We start from the raw sequence: 20,046 nt of genomic DNA on the forward strand, positions 1-20,046 counted from the left end.
TTTAGAGACTTTATCAGCACCTTTAACGTTCTTTTGCTTTCTGCTATATCTTTTTTTAATTTACCCAATACACCTTTTTCAATTAAATCCAAATCCCCTGCTGATAATATTTGCGTTTCCAGTTCGCAAACAGAACCATAAAATATATAAAGCATCCTAATGTAATCCAGGGTTGTCTTTCTTCCTTTCACTCGAACCCTTGAATCCTTGTACCCTTCTTTGTAGTTTTTAGCATTTCACTCGAATCCTTGAATCCTTGACCCCTTGACCCCTCTGGTATTAATTATAGATAACGCACTTATTTTGCCTTAATTAACTTCAACTAATCGGGAGATGATCCAGATTTATTAGATTTTTTATTCTGATAGAAACGGAGGAAAATTTTCTGTCTTGACTGTTTTCAGGTCGGGAAGGATCCAGAAAGCGGATGAATCGGGAAACTTGTTTCTTATAAGCTCTTCCCCTTTTTTCGGTCCCGTAATAAAGAGGGTGGTTGCCAGGGCATCTGCCAGTTCCGCACTTGGGGCAACGACAGTGACGCTTATGCTTTTAATGGCCGAACTCATTTTTTGGGGATCGATAATATGGTGTTCTCTCTTGGTTTGTTCAATTGAATATGAGTATTGACGATAATCACCAGACGTACAGACAGCCATGTTTCTGATAGGAATAACACCTGACAGTCCTTCCACCCGGGGATGTTCGATACCTATATTCCAGGTTTTATCGCCGAAACAGAAGAGATCCCCGCCTGCTTCGACAATACCGGCAGAAACACCATTCTTTTTTATTGCCTCAACCGCCTTGTCGATGATTGTACCTTTTGCCAATCCACCAAGATCAAGTGCCATTCCTTTTTTTGGCAGAAAAACTGTCCCATCCTCGGTGTTGAGCTGAATAAGGCGGTAATTGACGAGACTTTTTTTGTCTTTATAAGAATTACTGTAATATTCTGGTTCAATACTTATAGCCCCTACGGAAATGTCAAACACCCCACCACTTTTTTTGCTAAATGACAAGGTCCTCTGAATAAGCTTAAACACCTCTGGAGTGGCCCTAACGGGTTTTTCTCCTGCTGCACTATTTATCCTTCCTATCGAACCGGTTGGAGACCGGTGATTGATATCCTTTTCCAGCCTGTGGATGACTTCAAATGCACTATCTGCTGCCCGCTCGGCAACATTTCCGTCAGATGCTTTTAGAGTAAGCTGTATATAAGTTCCCATTGCCAGGGCGGCAAAACGGAATCGTTCTTTTGCGACAGCCCTGACTGGTCCTAAAAATGTCACTAATGAAAATACAAGTATAAGTGTAATTGCTACTGAGGAACCGATATAATCAAGGTGCCTGAACCGGAAGCGGATTATGTTCTTGGCAAAGCTTACACCCAGGGGAAGACACGAAATAACTCCTATTATCCCAATAACCCAGAAAGCCCCGGGTAATCCTTTGGTTTTAACGGCTAATCCTCCAAGAATGGGGCCGAAGATAAAACCAAGATTGGCAGCTCCATAGAAAATCCCCATAGTCTTGCCCTGTTCACTGCCAATATTTGCAGCCTCGGACATGGATGCCGGTATAGAAATTGCGGAACCAATACCAAGGAGAATCAAAAAAAGCATAATACCTGTTGGTGTCTGTGCTTTTACCATAAAAAGGAGAGAGAAAGCGCATATAAGCATTCCAACAAGGGTAAGGAAAATCTTGTTGAAACGATCTGCTAACCTCCCACTTAAAGGTAAAGCGAGACAGGTGACCAGAGTCGGCAATGAGAAAAACATCCCCAGGGTCAAGCTGTTGTAGGGAAGCCTCTCACCCATCAATATAGGCAAGAATGAAATTATTACCGCTATTCCCGCGGTCCTCCCGGCGACTGCCAGCAACAGGTTGAAAAACTCTCCACTCTTTTCAGCCGTTATGCCTAAAACAGGCTTCCGGCTATCCCTTTTTGACAGAGAAATGTCTCCCGGAAGAAAAATAATAAGTGTCAGCAGTGATGCCAGCATGCAAAGGAAGAGAGATATGATAATGAGAACGGGATTTTTGGGGTGATAGAGAAAGCCTCCAAGCAGGGGGCCACCGATAATGGCGGCGTAGAAAAAAGAGTTGTACAGGCCGAACAATTTTCCTCCGTATTCTTCGGAGGATTCTATCCCGATTACTGCCATGCTCACCGGTTTGATAATGCCGATAACCATGCCTAACCCCAATTGAACCATAAGTATCGGGACTGATGGAGAGAAATAAAGATATCCCAGAGGAATTAACGTGCCGAGCAGGATAGAAAAAATGAGAAGCGGCCGCGGGCCTGTCTTATCCGCCAGAACTCCGGCTAAGCAACCAACCAGTAATTTGGCAAGAAAATATCCTGTGAAGGTGGATCCGAGGCACACCCCTGTTATTCCAACATCTCTTGCCAGAAGAGGGAAGGAGAAAGAGAATGCACAAACACCAAGGGTGGAGAAAAATGTCATGAGGCATATAGCCCAGAATGACCGATCTCCACCCTTAATTTTTTTTACTGAAATCAATGATTTTAAAATCGTCAATGCTATTTGACGCGAGCCTTATCTAAAGCCTTGGCAACGGCTAATGCAACCGCATTGGATGTGACGGTAGCCTGTGCAATTGCATCCACGTCAACGGAATTGGCTTTTACAATGGACGCAGGATACTTGGTAAGGGCATCGGTGACTACCGCACCATATTTTTTATCTTCCACACTTTCCTTATGCGAAAGGATTTTAATCTCTTTTATTTTTGAGTCAGAGACCGTAACCTCAACCTCTATCGGGACCTTCTTGCTTTTGCCTTGTGCTGAGGCTTTGTACGTTCCAGCTTTGTACTTTGTAGAGACGACGAGCGCTTTATTTAAGGCCTTGGCAACAGCTAATGCAACCGCATTGGATGTGATGGTAGCCTTTGCAACCGCGTCAACATCAATAGAATTTGCTTTTACGATAGCCTCAGGAAACTTGGTAAGGGCCTCTGTGACTACCTCACCATATTTCTTGTCTTCTACACTTTCCTTATGTGAAAGGATTTTAATCTCTTTTATTTTTGAGGCATCGACTGTAACCTCAACCTCTATCGGGACCTTCTTGCTCTTGCCTTGTGCCGAGGCTTTGTAAGTTCCAGCTTTGTACATGCCTCCAAATGCCTGTCCAAAACCGAAAAGGATTACAACTGTCAAAGCCAGAATCGTCATTGAAGATAACTTCTTTTTCATACCAAATTCCCCCTTTTCTCTATTTTAATTTACATACTACGTCACACAAAGTATCTATCCAAACGTTATAGATAGTTTAGCTTGCCTCTTTAATGTCCTTATCATAACAGGTGAGACAGCAGTTCATGCACCTGTTTGCTTCTTTCAGGGCCTCTTCTTCCGTTATGGTCAGATCTACTTCTTCCACAGTATGAATCCTGGTCTTCGGATCAATTTGAGATAGCTTGATCCTTCCCTTCTTTTCGATACCGGAAATGCTGTCAAAAATGGTTCCCGGAATAGTATCTTTCAGCTTGAGTCTTCCATCCGGAAAATCCATATCCTCGCCGGTGAGATAAAGATGGATAGCCCTTGCCGCCTTCCTTGCATCTCCAACAGCTCCTACCAGGATACCGGGGCCCTCAAAGCCCGCATCTCCTCCACCAAATACGTAGGGAATGGCAGTCTGGTTGGTCTCTGAATCGGTGACGATGGAATTCCATTTGGTCTTTTCTATGTCTTTAATTCTCCGGTTTGTATCAAGGAAGGAAAGATCAGAATACTGACCAATGGCAAGAATCAGATTATCCAGGGGAATCAATGTCTCTGAGCCCTCAAGGGGAACCGGTCTTCTCCTGCCACTCTCATCAGGTTCGCCTAATTCCATCCTCAAATATTCCAGATTGGTGAGTTTGCCATCTTCTTCTACTATTCTATGAGGCGCGGACAGAAGAACAAATTCGATTCCTTCGTCATGAGCTGCCTCTATCTCTTCCGGGTTTGCCGGCATCTCCTTTTCACTTCGTCGGTAAATTAAATAAACCTTCTCCGCACCCAGCCTGAGACTTGTCCGGACGCAATCCATTGCAGTATTTCCACCACCGATGACACCAACCTTGTTTCCTACCGGATTGGGAACACCTAATCCCTGTCTTTCCAGGAAGACAGTAGCACCTTCAACTCCTGCCACTTCTTCTTCCTTATCCAGACGGGCCGGACTGTATTTCCAGGCGCCTATTGCCATAAATACTGCCTCATAACCTGCTGCTACCAGCGATTCCAGGTCGAAATCCACGCCAAACTTCATGTTGACTCTTGCATCAATACCGAGATTAAGAATCCCTTGAATCTCCCAGTCAAGAATCTTTTTAGGAAGGCGATATTCAGGGATACCGTAGTAGAGCATTCCGCCTAATTTTGGTTGCATCTCAAATACTGTTACCGAATAGCCGAGCCTTCTCAGATAATAAGCGCAGGTGAGTCCACCGGGGCCGCCTCCGATAATAGCTATCTTGCGCCCGTTGTCCGGAGCTACCGAAATGGGCAAGTGTTTACCTGAATTCATTTCATAGTCGGCTACAAAGCGCTTCAACTGGTTGATAGATACCGGGTCGTCACCTAATGCCCTTCGACACACTTCTTCACATGGGTGAGGACAAACCCGGCCACAGGTAAGGAGAAATGGATTTTTCTCCTTTATAGTAAGTACTGCTTCTTCATATCTTCCATTTTTTATATGATCAATATATCTGGGAATATCAATCTCGGCAGGGCATGTCTGCTGACAGGGTGCCAGGCGATCATCAAACATATTGAAGTGAAAAGACTTATCAGTAGAATTCTGTACCTTCATTGCACCGGTGGGACAAACCTTTTCACAGTTGCCGCAACCGGTACAAAGCTCCAGATCGACTATGGGGAGACCATTTTCTCCCATGGTAAGTGCACCGAACGGGCAATTCCTTACACAGGTTCCCATGCCCAGGCACGCTACCTCACACTTTTTATCACCTTTATATAGAAGAGCCAATGCCCGGCAATCATGAATTCCAAGATAATTAAATTTCGTTTCTGCCCGGGCGCCGCCATTGCAGGTCTGAAAGGCCAATTTTGGCTCTACTGCCGCAACTTTCATTCCCATAACCTCTGCTACAGTCTGTGTTACGCCAGGACCTCCCGCGACACAACCAGCAGGGGAGGATTCACCTGCAACGATTGCTCCAGCGAAAGCGCTACATCCGGCATACCCGCATCCTCCGCAATTTGCGCCTGGAAGCACACCTTCCACCTCTGCAATTCTCGGATCCTCATATACATAAAATACTATGGCGGCAGCACCTAACATACCTGCTAAAATGGCACCTAAAATCGACAAAAAAATGAAAGCATCTACCATGATCAATTTCCTTCCGTCAAAATCATTTGGGATAAGACCCCACAGATTAACTTATATAATTGCTCCTTGCTTCACCTGTCTCAAGATGGCCGAGAACAGGTTTTCATGAAATACTCGACTAAGCCATTCCCAAAAAGCCAAAGAAAGCCAGGGCTATGAACCCTGCAGTTATCATTGTAATAGCCGTGCCTTCCAGTATTTTTGGAATCCTTGCCGTGGCCATCCTTTCCCTGAGTCCTGCCATAAGAATCAGAGCAAGGCCAAAACCTAATGCTGATGTGATTGAAAACACCAGGGTCTCCATAAAATTAAAGTCTTTCCGCACATTGATGATGCACACTCCGAATATCGCACAGTTGGTCGTAATCAGAGGGAGGAATATTCCCAATCCCTTGTAAAGGGGAGGGATCATCTTTCTTAGAAAAGTTTCCACAAACTGGACCAGAGAAGCGATAACCAGGATAAAGACGATTGTTCTCAGATAGACAAGGTCAAAATAACGTAAAAGATAGACGTCAATTGCCCAGGTAATAAGCCCGGCCAGGGTCAATACAAATACAACCCCTCCCGTCATTCCTACGGCAGTATCCATCTGTTTTGATACACCTACAAAAGGGCAACATCCCAGATATTGAGCCAGCAGGATGTTGTTTACAAGGATTGCACCAACAGCCATAAGTAGATAGTCAGACATTTAAATAAATCCCCCTTACATATCTTTTGCTTTTCCAAACAGATTCATGATGCAGAGTATAATTCCCAGACAGACAAATGCTCCGGGAGCGCTGACCATGAAGGTAAAAGGTTCAAAGGATGGTCCCATAACATTGATTCCGTAAAAAGTTCCTGCTCCGAACACCTCTCGAATTCCTGCCAAAACAGCCAGAGAAATGGTAAAACCCAATCCCATTCCCAATCCGTCGGCAATAGATGCAACCACCCCGTTTTTAGAGGCAAATGCCTCCGCCCGACCCAGTACGATACAGTTAACCACGATAAGCGGTATAAATATCCCCAGTTTTTGGTAAAGGCCATAGGTATATGCCTGCGATACCAGTTCCACTATAACAACAAAGGTAGCGATGACCACAATAAAACATGCGATTCTTACCCTCGAGGGTATAACCTTTCTTAATGAAGAAATGAGGATATTTGAAAAGACAAGAACAAATGTCAACATCAGACCCATACCGATGCCGGTTTCCACTGTTTTGGTAACCGCCAGTGTGGGACAAAGTCCAAGCACGAAACGAAACGGTGGAATCTCCGCCCATAGTCCTTTAGTGAATTCCTTAGCAATGTCCATGTAACTCTCCTTACTTGATATCCTTCGCTTTCGCTAATATATCATTCTTAAGTTTCCTGTAAATCTCTGAACCACGAGTGGCTCCTTCGCAAACACCCCTGGATGTGACAGTTGCTCCAGTTACTGCATCCACCTTGCCACCGTCATTCTTAACTTTAATCGGCTGATTTACCGAAAGACCCTTAACACTGTTCTTGAAGGATTCTGAATCCTGAACCAGTGTGCCGACTCCCGGTGTTTCCTTGTGTGTAGTAACTCCGATGCCAGTGACGGTGTCTTTTTCTAAATTGACGGCAATAATCATTCCAATATCTCCACCAAAGCCGCCTCCTGTGGTTTCGAAGGCCACCACGTTAAGTTTTCCGTCAAAGACTGCCGGGAAAAAATTCATCTCTTTTTCACCATACTTCAACTTAAACCGATCCTTAATTGGATTATTGGTGCATCCCTTGAGGACTTCCATTATCGCCGGACCTTTTACATATTTAAGTTCCTGGTATTCGATCTTTTCCATGGTGCCCATACGCACCCCGGCAAGAAGCGCCCCGGCAACGCCAGCGATAAGACCAAGGACAATAACCATCTTTATAATGTCACGCATTTTCTACCACCTTTCCAATAGCCTTCGGACTGATTTTATCCAGAAGCGGATTGATAATGTTCATAAGGAGAATGGTAAAAACCACCCCATCATAATACAATCCGGTACACCTGATTAGGACTGTCATTATTCCACAAGCCAGTCCAAATATCAGCATGGGAATAAAATTAACCGGTGAGGTTGTATCGTCAGTAGCTAAGAAGAATGCCCCGAGCATAACGTTTCCTGTTAACAGGTGAAACAGGGGTGATGCGTACTTTTCCGGGTTGGCAATATTGAAGAGAAAAGCGGTAATGAAAACACCAACCAGAAAAGAGAGGGATATTTCCCACCTGATAAATCCCCTCAACATAAGGTAAACACCGCCGATCAGAAGACCCAGCCCGCATACAGCGCCGATACCTCCTGACTGCTTTCCTATTAAAAGGTTCATCAAGTCATATTTGTCAGTTGCCGCTGTTCCAAAATACTTCAGTGCTGCCAAAGGATAAGCCATATAAAAACCGAGATCGTAATTTAGAAGCGCCTCATCAAAATTTAAATGGCCTTTCCATGAAACCATGATAATGGCAAAACCAACGAGGGTAGGATTTAAAGGATTTGCCCCAATACCTCCGAAGACCTGTTTGCCGATGATGATGGCAGCAAAGGCGCCAATCACTACCAGCCACCATGGTACGCTGGCGGGAAGAAGCATGCCAAGAAGAAGCCCGCTAACGGCGGCGCTTCCATCATCAATAGTAAGGTCTTTTCTGGTGACAAGATTTATAAGCAACTCGGCAAGCATTGCAGAACCGATAGACAGGGCAACAACTCTTAAGGCAGGCATCCCGAAAATTGAAAATCCTACAAATAGGGCCGGAAGCGCCGCTATCATTATATTAATATTTCTGGTAGATATCCTGCTTCCGTCGTGCCAATGGGGGGCATAGGAAACAATAAGTTTATTATTCATTAACTGCCTCCGAAAGTTTTATTAACTCGAGTTCATGTTTGGCTAATTTAATGTACTGTAAAAGAGGCCTTTTCGCAGTACAGACATAGGCACACAATCCACATTCTATGCAGGAGTCAAGATCGTACCTTTCAGCGTCTTCATACAGTGCAAATTCCGCAAATCTGCAAAGCAAATTTACCTGAATCTTCGCCGGGCATACCCTTACACACTCACCACAGTTGATGCAGGGATAATCTGAGACCTGGGCGCTATCGGATTCGCTTTGAACCGTAATAGCATCTGTGTTCGGCTCAATGGGGAAGTCTTTTGAATAGGTAGCGGTTCCCATCATGGGTCCCCCTAAGATTATTCGGTCATTCTCCTCCAGAGTAATATTGCATTTGGCAAGAACATCACCGATTGGTGTTCCTATCCTTGCCTTAACATTGGTGACCGTTCCATCTTTTCCTACCACGGATAGCGCCTTGGTTACGGGAATTTTCCCGGTAGCAAAGGCCTCGCCAACAGTGACTGCACTTTCCGCGCTGATCACAGCAACTCCAATATCTTCAGGCTTCTTTCCAGCGGGAACTACCTTATCAAGAGCGTTTTTTATGATCATTATCGGAAGGGCATTGGGGAAGGTGGCAGGTATGGATTTTACAGTAGTTCCGGTGCTGTTTGCTTCTCCATATAAATTTTCCGGAACAGCAAGAATGAAATTACTTACACCGGTAATTTTTTTAAGAGAATTAATTCCCTCTTTTATTTTGGAAGAATCTGTCCTTACGATTTCTTGATTGACAGTAATTCCCAAATCAACATCCATACCGTTGATGATGATAGTGTCGATTTTACCTGGGGCATCATTGAATTTGCGAAATGAACATTTACCGGGGGCGAATTCTAAAAATTCTATCGCGGTCTCTAAAGTTGCCTCTCCTTTGAACTGATCATCCCAGTCATCACTTTCGCTTGACTCGATTTTAATGCCATCATAATTTTCTCCGAATGCGTCTGAATATGAAAAGATGCTGGTTATCTTTCCCGTTACCGGAGAGATGACATATTCTGGTGAGTCAGAAGAGGCTTTGAGCTTTTGACCGGTCTTGGTCTCATCGCCAATCTTAAAAAGCTTTTCTCCCGATTTTCCGTTTGTTTTCAAAAAAACGGTAGCTTCCTGGGGAATTGGAACGTCCTCAAAAGGAAGCGTTTCTACGTTATATTTTAATTCCGGCTTTTTTAATCCTAAAAATGACTTTTTAATCATAATTCCATCCTTTACAAAGATGTTTCTTATCAAATTACATGAAATGACATTCTCCACACTTGACCGGGCCGCTCTGTTTCTTGTGACAATCAATACATTGACTATGAAATGCTTCCGGCCTGGGAGATACATCTGCATCCTTATAATGGCATTCAATACAGGGTGGCGGCATCTCTCCTCCTCCTTCTTCATAGTTGTGGTGACAGTCAGTACAGCCAATCTCATAGTCGGTTGAATGGGTCTTGTGGTCAAAAAAGGCTTTTCCAGCAGTTGTCTTGTATAAAAGCCTTACCGGCATCTCAGATTTCTTTTCTACCATAGCATAACCGGCAAAACCTACTACAAGCATGACCACCATAATGATAGATGCTATCATCTTTTCTTTCTTTTCCATAATTACAGTTCCCTTCCTGCTATCATCATCATCCACTTACTCCACTATCTGTTTAAAATTCGGAATATCTAAAATAAATAATTTATCTCCAGCCATTCATCGCTGCGCTACATACTATATGAAAGCTTTTGTGTCAATTAAAAAAATGAAGTCAGATATTTTTTATTCTCAAATACTTGAGATTTGACACAAAAAAAACTGGTAAATTTACCAGTTTTTTAATTTCTTATGGTGGCGGTGCAGGGAATTGAACCCCGGACACTACGGATATGAGCCGTATGCTCTAACCATCTGAGCTACACCGCCACAGAATCACCAAATTTTCTTCTGCCACTTTGAGAGCTTTGGAAACATGGATTTTCGATATTGAAAATGATGGACTCGTAAAAAAGTCCAAATCTTGTCACTCCCGCGCAGGCGGGAGTCTATAACACCTCACAATAACTGGATTCCCGCCTACGCGGGAATGACAGAGAGGAACGAAATCCGACTTTTTACGAAACCGTCAAAGATGGAAATTGCTCTTATAAACCATGGGTTCGATTTTTCAAAGAGTTATATTTATCATCATATCCGCTTAGATGTCAAGATCCGGTGTGATGTCCATCTGCGGACCGTTACTGTGATTGAATGTTCAGGTCGTAGGCAACCAGAACACTTTTTCTGGTTTTCATGCCGCCGACAGTCAGATTGAGTGCCAGGACTATTTCATTTTGACCATCGTTGTCAATGTCCTTGAACTGATAATCAGCTACATATCCATTGATCTTTCTCGTTTTCCAGTTTTCCAGCAGGCCGAGACCATCCCATTCAAGATCGTATATCTCACTGGATGTGAAGACCTTCAGGTTCTTGAATATCCTTCCCACCGAAGACAAATTTTTCACAACGATGATCTCTTTTTTCCCATCTTTGTTAATGTCATATGTGAGTATTCTTACTTTAACAAACGTTAGGTCTTTCTCAGTTGCATCGCCAGCTTTCTGCTGCTCGAAAATCTCGAAAGCATTATTGCTTCCTCCGAAAACATCATCGCTTTTCCAGAGGAATTCATCGCTTCCGGTCATAACAGCGATCTTGGACATGGGTTTGTCTGTCTTTTCAAAAATACAGAGGTGGTCATACTCGTTCAGTGCTATGATTCTCTCCTTCTTGCTTATTCCCAGATTATCGATGGTCAGACCATAGACAGAGAGTCCCTCGGGGATCTTCATCTTCTTCCCCTCCCTGTATTCACTACTTTTCCATACAATATTATAAATAGGGTTGCCAAACGGGTTGTCAACATTCATCTTTTGACCTAACAATATAGGAGAATCTGAAACATCAATTACCCTCAGAAACCATCTTAAATCGGATGCTATTTTTTTGAATTTTCCATCCTTAAACTCAAGAACAAATGAGCCCAGGAGATTGCGGTTTATACTTGTTACTATTATTTCGGGGACACCATTTTTATTAATGTCAGCTACATCAATGGAAAGGTAATTGTCATAACTTTTTCCGGCAATTTTCTGGATCAATTTAAAGTCTTTTTCTTTCTTCTGGTATATCATGATGTTGTAATTATCGATAACCACAATCTCATTCAAACCATCGTTATTCACATCTCCGATATCCATTCCCTTAAATTCTGCCGCATACTTCGGACTCATCCAGAAACCTCTTCTCTGCATAGGTTGGGCAGCGTTTATAAAATCGGGATTGATTGCCGAGGTGTATGTGCCTTGCCCCCCCTTCATTCTCGATATAATTTCAGACTCACGGGGGAACTGCCCTGCCTGTTGCTGAGGCATAACCTGAGGAGCAGGCGGAAGACCAAATGTTGATGGGACGAGTCCAAGGATATGATAATCTATCCTCTTTGCAAAGTCGTCTATCTTTGGTATTACCTCATCCATGCCCTTGCACTGGGCGAATACACCTACCGAAGACTTATATGAAGCGATATCAACAAGCTTTCCATCCAGGCTTACGCTGTTACCTATTTTTGTGATGCTGCCCCACACAATAAAATCGACATTCATCTTCTTGCCAAGGGCATAAACATCGGATTGGGCGAGGTCCTTCTTTCCCGCCTCCTTTAGCGCCTTAAGGGTTGAGTCCTTGTTTACGACATCTATCTTGCCGCTTACGGCAATTCGCGAAAAGAGCATATCCCATATACCAGCTCGCACATAGTCTATATTTTCAGAGCTGTGCACCGAAAAGGGGAGTATAGCCACCTTTTTTATCTCTTTTGTTGTTTCCTTTTTTGTTGTTTCTTTTGTCGCCTGTGCCTGGCCGGACATTGATATGATTAGGAAAAGGCAAAGGAACACCCCGAGGATTCTTTTCATTGTTTTGTCTCCTGATTAAATTTTCATTATTATTATCTTTATCACCCTACAATTTACAATTCAAGGATGAATTTTAACAGTCTTCGGGGATTGGGGGGTCAGGGGTCAGGAACACTTTTCTATAGTCCTTTGAACTTATGAAGACTTCTCCTGATCCCTGGCCCCTGACTCCTGGAAACTGTTGTTTAATTACAAAAATTTTTTAATAGTTGCAGATTGTCCCTATCCTTACTTCCAACCTTGGGTGTTTCTATAATCTTGGGTATATTTTTAAGGCGTTCGTCATTCATAATCCACCGGAAAGGCTGTTCACCTATGAACCCCCGGCCAATGTGCTCATGCCTGTCCACCCTTGTGCCGCAATCATTCTGTGAATCATTTAGATGTATAACCATAAGCTTTTCCATTCCCGTGATTTCTTCTATATCTTTAAAGATTTTCCCGTAACTGTATTTTGTCCTCAGCTCGTAACCAGCCGCGAATGCATGGCATGTGTCAAGACAGAATCCTATCCTCGATTTTTCCTCCGTTCTTTCAATTATCTTAGCGATATGTTCAAGTTTGTAACCAAGACTTGTCCCCTGACCGGCTGTCATTTCTAATAAAATTTTAACGATGAAGCCGGCCGTCTTTTGATGGATCAGGTTGATAGAGTCAGAAATCTTCTCTATTCCGGAAAGCTCTCCAGATCCTTTATGAAAGCCGGGATGCATTACAAGATATGCTATTTCCAATAATTCACATCGTTCCATTTCACATAACATTGCGTTTATCGACTTTCGGTATGTTTCATTCTCAGGTGAGGCTAAATTTATAAGGTAACTGCAGTGAGATATGATGGGATCGATACCGGTTTTCTTTTTAGTTTCATGAAAATTATCAATTTCCAGGTTTTCAAGTTGTTTTTCACGCCACCCACGTGAATTTTTTGTAAATATCTGTATTGTATTGCATCCCAGATCATACCCGCGCAGGAGTGACTTTTCTATTCCACCTGCTATGGATATGTGAGCTCCTAAAAGGGGGTTATTTCCCATTGGTTGTATTTTTATCCGTATTACCTTTCATGAAGTCTTTCGCTTTTTTGAATATCCCGGGATACTTCTTTTCAAGTATTGACAATAACTTCTGAGCAGCTGGAACTTCTGATGACAAGATAATAATTCCTATAATCAGAAAAAGTATTCCCTGAAGTACCGGGAGGAAGCACCCTATAATCCCTAACACAATGAAAGTCAAACCTGTAATGTACCTTAAAGTCTTTTTCACCAACTTCTTACCCCTGACTGAAAGCTCAGCGCATATTATCCATATCAACTTTTCTCTTCTATATGGCTTGACAAGAATAAGGCCTGTGTGATTTGTATGTCAAGAAGTAATCGAAAAAATTACCGGGGTCGGAATGAGAGGAATTTTAAAAACTGAAAACGCCGGCCTGTCCGGGTGGGTAATAAAATGGATTTATCAATACTGTCTCAAAAGGATGAAATCTTAAATCTTGTTGTAGAAAAGCTGGGCAGAAATCCGGTTGATTTTTCTGAGAAGATGAATCTCATAAAAACAGGAAAAAAAAAGGATGATGCCTGGCTTGCCGCAGGAGTACTGCTTCCGCTTTTTTTCAAAGATGATGAATTGGTGTTTCAACTTATCAAACGTGCTTCGACGGTTCCCCAGCCCGGAGACATCAGCTGTCCCGGAGGTATGCTGAACGCTTTTCTGGATCCTTTCTTCAGACCATTTACGGCTCACAGATTTTCACCGTTACTGCGTGAAGATGTGCTGAAATATAGTAGACGAAGAGGAAAGTTAGACTTCAAAAATATCACACTCTTCCTGACCAATGCCCTGAGAGAATCCTGGGAAGAGATAGGACTCAATCCCTTCAATGTTATGTTTTTAGGCCCCCTGCCTTGCTATGACCTGAAAGCTTTCAGGCGGACTATCTTTCCTCTAACAGGATATGTGAAAAATAAATGGCACTTTCGCCCCAACTGGGAGGTTGACAAGGTTGTAGAGATTCCATTAAGGGAATTCTTTAATGATGAAAACTACGGGATTTTTTCCGTTGAGTCCTTAATCGAAATCAAGAAAAATATAAACAGGGTTAGGAATTTCCCATGTTTAATATACCGGGACGAGGTACTTTGGGGGGCCACTTTCATTATTATCATGAATTTTCTAAAGATTGTCTTTGATCTTGACCTGCCGGGCACCCACTCTAAAAGAGTTGTAAAAAAGGTCCTCTATCCGGACTACCTGACCGGGAATGGAAAGACCCAAAAATGATGCACTCGTAAAAATAGACATTGAAAATAAAGTCTGTCCTCCCCATCCCGTAGGACAGCCGTCTCGGCTGTCTAAGCGATTCACCATTATGGACAGGCGGGACGCCTGTCCTACTGTGTTGGAAGGGTCAATGTCTATTTTTGGGGAAAGAATGTAGATGTTGACAGAGTTGCAGCAGTTCGGTACTTTATTGTTCCATTTAGTGAATAGGAGAAAACCCTGAATCGGCTATTTACGATGATAAACAATCACATAGAAGCGGTCGTTTTTGACTTTGACGGCACGTTGGCGAAACTTAACATAGATTTTTCCTTCATGCGTAAAGCCGTTCTGGATCTCACTGCTGCCTACAATGTTCCTGTGGATGGCCTGAGCAAACTCTTTGTACTGGAAATGGTTGAGGCTGGACGTAAATTGATTTCCATGCACAATCCGGGGAAGGGGGCTGATTATGTTCAAAAGGCGAATAAACTGATAAGTAATATTGAAATTGAAGCAGCAAAAAAGGGGGAGCTCCTTGATGGCATAAGACGGATGTTGGGTGATTTGAATGCCCGTAATATAAAGGCTGGTGTAGTAACCAGAAACTGCCAGGAAGCTGTAAGAGAGATTTTCCCCGATATAGATTCCTTTTGCAAGGCAGTTATTACGAGAGAATTTGTCAGCAATGTAAAACCGCACTCGGAACACCTCAGAGTAACCCTTGAAAAACTTGGCGCGGCGCCGGAACATTCCGTCATGGTTGGCGATCATCCTATGGATATAAGCATTGGAAAGAAAATGGGAACATATACCGTGGGTGTTCTTACAGGATATTCCGGAGCTGATGTCCTGCGTGAAGCGGGGGCAGATTTCATAATGGAGAGTGCAGCGGAAATAACAGACTACTTATCGTAAATTATTCCATTTTCCCCTGAAAAATCATGGAACCGGTTAAATCACGTTTTAATTTTTCGGAAAACGATATAGACTTACAGAACATTTGTAAAAGACAAACGTCCTGTCATTTAAAGAGGTAAATAAGGATGGCAATTAAAAAATATTTGCTAAAGACCATAATCGTATTTCTGATAATCCTGTTTTTTTGTACGGCTGTGTTGCCTGCGGAAAAGGAATTGCCGCTTACGCTGGAGGAAAGCATTGAAATAGCATTGAAGCATAGTGTTATAATAAATGCAGCGAAGGAAGGGGTGAGGGCATCCGAATCGAAAAAGAAAGGGGCATTTACCGGGTTTCTGCCCAAACTGAGCACGTCATATAGCTATAAGAAATTGCATGAAGCCCCGGAGTCCAAGTTGACAGAGTCCCCTGTAACTGCCGGGACTAAGAACAATTATCGTTGGGAACTGGAACTGAAGCAGCCGATTTTTGCAGGCGGCAGCATACTGGCGAATTATCAAATTAACATGCTTGGTGAGGATATCTCCCGGATGGAGGAGAAGGCAACAATCCTGAATATCATACAGGAAGTTAAGGAGGCCTATTTTAATATACTCAAAACAGAGAGGATTATGGGTGTGGCAAGGCAGTCGGTAGAGCAGCTGAAGATGCACCGTGATGTGGCAAAAAATTTCTACGACGTGGGGATAATACCGAAAAACGATCTTCTCTATGCCGAGGTTGAACTTGCCAATGGCAATCAGTTCCTTGTAAGAGCGGAAAATAGGGTTGAACTTGCCAGAGCGAAATTCAACACGGTGCTCCGCCGGGGAATAAATGCTCCTGTCAAGATAGAAGATATACTCTGTTATAAACCTTTTCAGAAAGATGCTGCTGATTGTGTGAAAATCGCCCTTGAGAACAGACCTGAAATCAAGGTATATTCCATGAAGGTGGAACAGGCAGAAAAACAAGTCAAGATGACAAAGAGCGGTTTTCTTCCTTCCCTCGACCTGGTGGGAAACTATTCAAGGTTTGGAGATGATCCTGATATGAAGGGAAGCCAATACGAGGATCAGGAAAATTGGCATATAATGGCGGTGGCCAACTGGGATATCTGGGAATGGGGAAGGACGAAGCATAAGGTTGATTCCGACTTGAGCCGGAAAAATCAGGCCGCGGATGAACTTGTTGCTATTGAGGATCGGATAGCCCTTGATGTAAAGAGCTACTACCTTTTTTTGAAAGAAGCAGAAAAACATATATTTGTAGCCAAAAAGACGATCGAACAGGCAGAGGAAAATTTCAGGATAAATGAGGAAAGGTATAAAGAACGGGTGGCGACGTCTACAGATGTTATTGATGCTCAGACTTTACTCACAAGGGCTAAATCCGATTATTACAATGCGTTAAGCAATTATAATATTGCATTAGCCAGACTGGAGAGGTCAATGGGGGTTGGGAAGGAGATAGCAGGCAGCAGGCAGGAGACAGGAGACAGTAGGCAGCAGGTAGAAGAGTAGGGCAGGGTTTTTCCCCTGCAAAAAATAATAGACGTTTTCTTACATTTCTAAAATTCCCAAAAGCTTTCCGGGGGGACTTTAATAAAAAGGAGGGTGACCATGTTTAATTTTATTAAGAAAACCATGCTGGTTGGTGTAGGTCTGGCTGCCGTGACCAGAGAAAAGATCGAAGAGATAATAGGTGAGCTTGTCAAGAAAGGAGAGCTGTCTGAGAAGGAAGGAAAGGTGATGGTTGACGAGCTCGTCGAGAAATCGAAGAAGGTCAAAAAAGACCTGGAAAAAAAGGTAGAGAAGATTGTAGCCGATACCTTGAATAAGCTGAACATACCCACCAGAGAAGAACTTACAGAGCTCAAGAAAAAGATTCAGAAGCTGGAGAAGAAGGGATAACCGATGTTTGTCCGGAAGATAGGAATTGTCTCCCGCACATATCGGCATGCCAACAGGTATCGCCGGATACTTGCCGTTTTGTTCAAGTACGGGTTTGGCGATCTGATTGACAGGCTCAAGGTGGGTCAGTATCTCGAAGTGGGCATGCAGATGGTTTCCAGAAAACGCCGTGAACGCGTGGATGCACTGACCAGAGCCGAGCGTGTGCGTATGGCTCTGGAAGAACTGGGCCCCACTTTTGTAAAGATGGGGCAGGTACTCTCTACCCGTCCGGATCTGATCCCGGTGGAATTCATACATGAGCTGTCAAAACTTCAAGACGAAGTGCCTCCTTTTGCGTTTATTGAGGTCAGGGAAATCATTGAAGCCGAATTAAAAACTCCGATAGAAGATAAGTTTGAGCAATTCAATGAAACTCCTCTGGCGGCGGCCTCCATCGGACAGGTGCATCGAGCACGGCTAAAAGACGGAGAGGATGTTATCGTAAAGGTAAAGCGTCCCGGTATCCGTAAAACCATCGAAGTGGATCTGGAGATTATGCTCCATCTGGCGGTTTTGATAGAGAGGCATGTTGAAGAGTGGGGAATATATCGTCCCACCAGGATAGTTGAAGAGTTTTCCCGTACCCTCGGTAGAGAGATCGATTATACGATTGAAGCTTCGAATGCGGAGCGGTTTGCCCGACAGTTTGTTGGTAACTCAATGGTTTATGTTCCCCGTGTTTTCAGAGAAGTAACAACCAAGCGGATACTCACCATGGAGTATGTGGATGGTGTGAAGGCATCCAGGATCGATAAATTAGACAGGGAAGGTTTCGATAGAAAAATAATAGCCTCACGGGGTGCCGATTTAATACTTGAACAGGTGTTTAAGTACGGATTTTTTCATGCCGATCCTCACCCCGGAAACATCTTTATTCTGCCGGATAATGTTGTCTGTTATATCGATTTCGGCATGATGGGACGTGTCGACCGACATGCAAGGGAAGATTTTTCCGATTTTATATATGGGTATGTCAGAAGAGACGAATCCAAAATTGCGGATGCGCTGTTGAGGATTGTGCAGTGGGATAAAGAGCCTGATCGCCGTGTCCTTGAAAGAGATGTAGCCGACTTTGTGGAAGCGCATTTATATAAACCTCTCAAGGAGTTGCGTATTGAAGACCTTCTTCAGCAATTACTTGAGTTGATCAGGCGTCATCAACTGCAGCTTCCGCCGGATATCTTCCTTGTGATTAAAGCCCTGGCTCAGGTAGAAGGGCTTGGTCTGGTAATGAACCCCGATTTTGACATGACTGAAAGGGCTGCGCCCTTTGTGAAACGTCTCAAAGTGGAGCGTCTTTCCCCCAAGCGGATCGTGGGTGATTTTTTAGATTCAGGTGGGGAGCTTGTTAAACTTTTAAAGGAGATTCCCGGAGAACTGCGGGAGATATTGAAACAGGTAAGACAGGGAAAGACAAACATCGGATTTGAACACAAGGGGCTTGAAAAATTCATATCTGAAATGGATAGATCTTCAAACCGGATCGCTTTTGCAGTAGTTGTCGCATCTCTTATCGTAGGATCATCCCTCATAATCAGATCGGATTTGGGGCCTTTTCTTTTCGGTTTCCCGATACTCGGTATCGTGGGGTTCAGCATTGCCGGTGTTTTCGGAATATGGTTGCTAATATCGATCCTCCGTTCGGGGAGGTTGTAATAATTGGATAAAGAGGGAGGAAAATAGTTTTGAGACATATTCGATTTCTTTTGAGCGCTGTACTTTTTGTGTTGATACTTGGTTGTGTTTGCTTCACGGGTGACATTCAAACGGCTGATCGTCACGATGATAAGAATCAGACAAACATTGCAATAACAGTAACGGACGGTTTGGGCAGAGAGGTGACCGTTCATGCCCTTCCGCAGAGGATCATATCGACGGTCCCTTCGAATACGGAGATACTGTATGATTTGGGGCTTAAAGACAAAGTTGTCGCGGTCACGTCACACTGCATAAAGACGTGCGACACATCGGGCAAATCCGTTATCGGAGGCTGGTCTAAACCTGAGATTGCCGAAAAAATTGCAGAATTGAAACCTGACCTGGTCCTCGCTTTCGGAGGGCTGCAGACTCCGCTGGCAAGGGAGATGGAGAAGAGAAATATAACTACGTTTGTCTTCTTCCCTGAGACCGTAGATGAAACGTTAGCGCAGGTAATATCGGTGGGAAAGATTACCGGCACTTCCGTGACGGCTGAAAAAGTGGTTGCGGGATGCCGGAGCAGATTGAAAAAAATAGATGAAATAATCGCCAGTATCCCCGTTGAGAAGAGGCTGAAGTGTCTTCGCCTTATGTCGACACGGGCGATGGTCATCGGAGGCAAATCATTTCAGAATGACATGGTAAAGAGGGCAGGGGGGATAAACGTATTCGAGTATATTGACGATGATTATCCCACGGTCAGTCTCGATGACGTCAGGGCCAAAGACCCCGACATGATTATTTTCAATCGCCCTGATGAAAAGGAAGCCGTTGAATGGTTTTTAAAGCAGGACGGATGGCGGGATTTGAGGGCCGCGAAAGAGGGAAGGCTGATGTCAATATCGTGTGATCATATCTGTCATCCCAATACCCGCATTGATAGAACCGTTGAAATGCTGGCAAGGCGGTTTTACCCTGAAAAAATTACTTCTAATGAAAAGCAATAAGTTATCTTTTCTATGGCCAGACAAAAAGAGTAATGGGGTCAGGCATTGAC

The 20,046-nt window shown here is 43.6% G+C and carries 19 protein-coding genes and 1 tRNA gene; 6 read left to right on the top strand and 14 right to left on the bottom strand.

The window, feature by feature from the left end:
* From Q7J27_02300 to Q7J27_02365, 14 genes are all read right to left on the bottom strand, one after another.
* On the bottom strand, positions 1–191 hold a 191-nt coding region (locus Q7J27_02300), incomplete at its 3' end, for a four helix bundle protein (protein ID MDO9527972.1).
* A 165-nt stretch (positions 192–356) separates the two neighbouring features.
* Entirely contained in the window at positions 357–2,531 is a 2,175-nt protein-coding gene (locus Q7J27_02305) for an MFS transporter (GenBank protein ID MDO9527973.1), read from the bottom strand.
* A gap of 20 nt (positions 2,532–2,551) precedes the next feature.
* Positions 2,552–3,229 (bottom strand): FMN-binding protein, encoded by a 678-nt coding sequence (locus Q7J27_02310; protein ID MDO9527974.1) that lies wholly within the window; start codon positions 3,227–3,229, stop codon positions 2,552–2,554.
* A 76-nt stretch (positions 3,230–3,305) separates the two neighbouring features.
* Positions 3,306–5,384 (bottom strand): FAD-dependent oxidoreductase, encoded by a 2,079-nt coding sequence (locus tag Q7J27_02315; protein ID MDO9527975.1) that lies wholly within the window; start codon positions 5,382–5,384, stop codon positions 3,306–3,308.
* A 118-nt stretch (positions 5,385–5,502) separates the two neighbouring features.
* The gene (locus tag Q7J27_02320; protein ID MDO9527976.1) at positions 5,503–6,078 is read right to left on the bottom strand and encodes an RnfABCDGE type electron transport complex subunit A; all 576 of its coding nucleotides are present in this window, start codon (positions 6,076–6,078) and stop codon (positions 5,503–5,505) included.
* Between the two features lie 15 nt (positions 6,079–6,093).
* On the bottom strand, positions 6,094–6,690 hold the full coding sequence (locus tag Q7J27_02325) for an electron transport complex subunit E (protein MDO9527977.1): 597 nt from the start codon (positions 6,688–6,690) through the stop codon (positions 6,094–6,096).
* Between the two features lie 10 nt (positions 6,691–6,700).
* Complete coding sequence (locus Q7J27_02330) at positions 6,701–7,291, bottom strand: RnfABCDGE type electron transport complex subunit G (GenBank protein MDO9527978.1); 591 nt, start codon at positions 7,289–7,291, stop codon at positions 6,701–6,703.
* The gene (locus Q7J27_02335; protein MDO9527979.1) at positions 7,284–8,246 is read right to left on the bottom strand and encodes an RnfABCDGE type electron transport complex subunit D; all 963 of its coding nucleotides are present in this window, start codon (positions 8,244–8,246) and stop codon (positions 7,284–7,286) included. The genes Q7J27_02330 and Q7J27_02335 overlap by 8 nt, the downstream gene beginning before the upstream one ends.
* Positions 8,239–9,498, bottom strand: a complete 1,260-nt coding sequence (locus Q7J27_02340) for a 4Fe-4S dicluster domain-containing protein (GenBank protein MDO9527980.1) — start codon at positions 9,496–9,498, stop codon at positions 8,239–8,241. The genes Q7J27_02335 and Q7J27_02340 overlap by 8 nt, the downstream gene beginning before the upstream one ends.
* Before the next feature lie 34 nt (positions 9,499–9,532).
* On the bottom strand, positions 9,533–9,892 hold the full coding sequence (locus Q7J27_02345; GenBank protein ID MDO9527981.1) for a cytochrome c3 family protein: 360 nt from the start codon (positions 9,890–9,892) through the stop codon (positions 9,533–9,535).
* Positions 9,893–10,121: 229 nt separating this feature from the next.
* Positions 10,122–10,198 (bottom strand) — tRNA-Met (locus Q7J27_02350).
* Positions 10,199–10,509: 311 nt separating this feature from the next.
* Positions 10,510–12,231 (bottom strand): VCBS repeat-containing protein, encoded by a 1,722-nt coding sequence (locus Q7J27_02355; protein ID MDO9527982.1) that lies wholly within the window; start codon positions 12,229–12,231, stop codon positions 10,510–10,512.
* Positions 12,232–12,416: 185 nt separating this feature from the next.
* Positions 12,417–13,268 carry a deoxyribonuclease IV gene (locus Q7J27_02360; GenBank protein MDO9527983.1) on the bottom strand — a complete coding sequence of 284 codons (852 nt, stop codon included), beginning with the start codon at positions 13,266–13,268 and terminating at the stop codon, positions 12,417–12,419.
* Positions 13,258–13,500 carry a PGPGW domain-containing protein gene (locus Q7J27_02365; GenBank protein ID MDO9527984.1) on the bottom strand — a complete coding sequence of 81 codons (243 nt, stop codon included), beginning with the start codon at positions 13,498–13,500 and terminating at the stop codon, positions 13,258–13,260. The genes Q7J27_02360 and Q7J27_02365 overlap by 11 nt, the downstream gene beginning before the upstream one ends.
* A gap of 186 nt (positions 13,501–13,686) precedes the next feature.
* On the opposite strand from Q7J27_02365, the gene Q7J27_02370 reads away from it, so the two are divergent.
* The 6 genes from Q7J27_02370 to Q7J27_02395 all read left to right on the top strand — a co-directional run bounded on the left by Q7J27_02370 (position 13,687) and on the right by Q7J27_02395 (position 19,996).
* A complete protein-coding gene (locus Q7J27_02370) occupies positions 13,687–14,517 on the top strand; it encodes a CoA pyrophosphatase (GenBank protein ID MDO9527985.1) in 831 nt (276 codons plus the stop codon).
* Between the two features lie 237 nt (positions 14,518–14,754).
* Positions 14,755–15,414, top strand: coding sequence for an HAD family hydrolase (locus tag Q7J27_02375; GenBank protein MDO9527986.1), 660 nt, complete (start codon positions 14,755–14,757; stop codon positions 15,412–15,414).
* 128 nt (positions 15,415–15,542) lie between these two features.
* Entirely contained in the window at positions 15,543–16,919 is a 1,377-nt protein-coding gene (locus Q7J27_02380; GenBank protein ID MDO9527987.1) for a TolC family protein, read from the top strand.
* 99 nt (positions 16,920–17,018) lie between these two features.
* Complete coding sequence (locus Q7J27_02385; GenBank protein ID MDO9527988.1) at positions 17,019–17,309, top strand: phasin family protein; 291 nt, start codon at positions 17,019–17,021, stop codon at positions 17,307–17,309.
* 3 nt (positions 17,310–17,312) lie between these two features.
* A complete protein-coding gene (locus Q7J27_02390; GenBank protein MDO9527989.1) occupies positions 17,313–19,007 on the top strand; it encodes an AarF/UbiB family protein in 1,695 nt (564 codons plus the stop codon).
* 29 nt (positions 19,008–19,036) lie between these two features.
* Positions 19,037–19,996, top strand: a complete 960-nt coding sequence (locus Q7J27_02395; protein ID MDO9527990.1) for a helical backbone metal receptor — start codon at positions 19,037–19,039, stop codon at positions 19,994–19,996.
* The last annotated feature ends 50 nt before the right edge of the window (positions 19,997–20,046 follow it).

This window comes from Syntrophales bacterium (assembly GCA_030655775.1).
GTDB lineage: Bacteria > Desulfobacterota > Syntrophia > Syntrophales > JADFWA01 > JAUSPI01.

Bases quoted from the DNA above. Each gene is read 5' to 3' on its own strand.
- Q7J27_02315 (MDO9527975.1), bottom strand. From the start codon at position 5,384: ATGGTAGATGCTTTCATTTTTTTGTCGATTTTAGGTGCCATTTTAGCA.
- Q7J27_02335 (MDO9527979.1), bottom strand. From the start codon at position 8,246: ATGAATAATAAACTTATTGTTTCCTATGCCCCCCATTGGCACGACGGA.
- Q7J27_02355 (MDO9527982.1), bottom strand. From the start codon at position 12,231: ATGAAAAGAATCCTCGGGGTGTTCCTTTGCCTTTTCCTAATCATATCA.
- Q7J27_02345 (MDO9527981.1), bottom strand. From the start codon at position 9,892: ATGGAAAAGAAAGAAAAGATGATAGCATCTATCATTATGGTGGTCATG.
- Q7J27_02390 (MDO9527989.1), top strand. From the start codon at position 17,313: ATGTTTGTCCGGAAGATAGGAATTGTCTCCCGCACATATCGGCATGCC.
- Q7J27_02385 (MDO9527988.1), top strand. From the start codon at position 17,019: ATGTTTAATTTTATTAAGAAAACCATGCTGGTTGGTGTAGGTCTGGCT.
- Q7J27_02320 (MDO9527976.1), bottom strand. From the start codon at position 6,078: ATGTCTGACTATCTACTTATGGCTGTTGGTGCAATCCTTGTAAACAAC.
- Q7J27_02360 (MDO9527983.1), bottom strand. From the start codon at position 13,268: ATGGGAAATAACCCCCTTTTAGGAGCTCACATATCCATAGCAGGTGGA.
- Q7J27_02330 (MDO9527978.1), bottom strand. From the start codon at position 7,291: ATGCGTGACATTATAAAGATGGTTATTGTCCTTGGTCTTATCGCTGGC.
- Q7J27_02310 (MDO9527974.1), bottom strand. From the start codon at position 3,229: ATGAAAAAGAAGTTATCTTCAATGACGATTCTGGCTTTGACAGTTGTA.
- Q7J27_02325 (MDO9527977.1), bottom strand. From the start codon at position 6,690: ATGGACATTGCTAAGGAATTCACTAAAGGACTATGGGCGGAGATTCCA.
- Q7J27_02340 (MDO9527980.1), bottom strand. From the start codon at position 9,498: ATGATTAAAAAGTCATTTTTAGGATTAAAAAAGCCGGAATTAAAATAT.
- Q7J27_02380 (MDO9527987.1), top strand. From the start codon at position 15,543: ATGGCAATTAAAAAATATTTGCTAAAGACCATAATCGTATTTCTGATA.
- Q7J27_02375 (MDO9527986.1), top strand. From the start codon at position 14,755: ATGATAAACAATCACATAGAAGCGGTCGTTTTTGACTTTGACGGCACG.
- Q7J27_02370 (MDO9527985.1), top strand. From the start codon at position 13,687: ATGGATTTATCAATACTGTCTCAAAAGGATGAAATCTTAAATCTTGTT.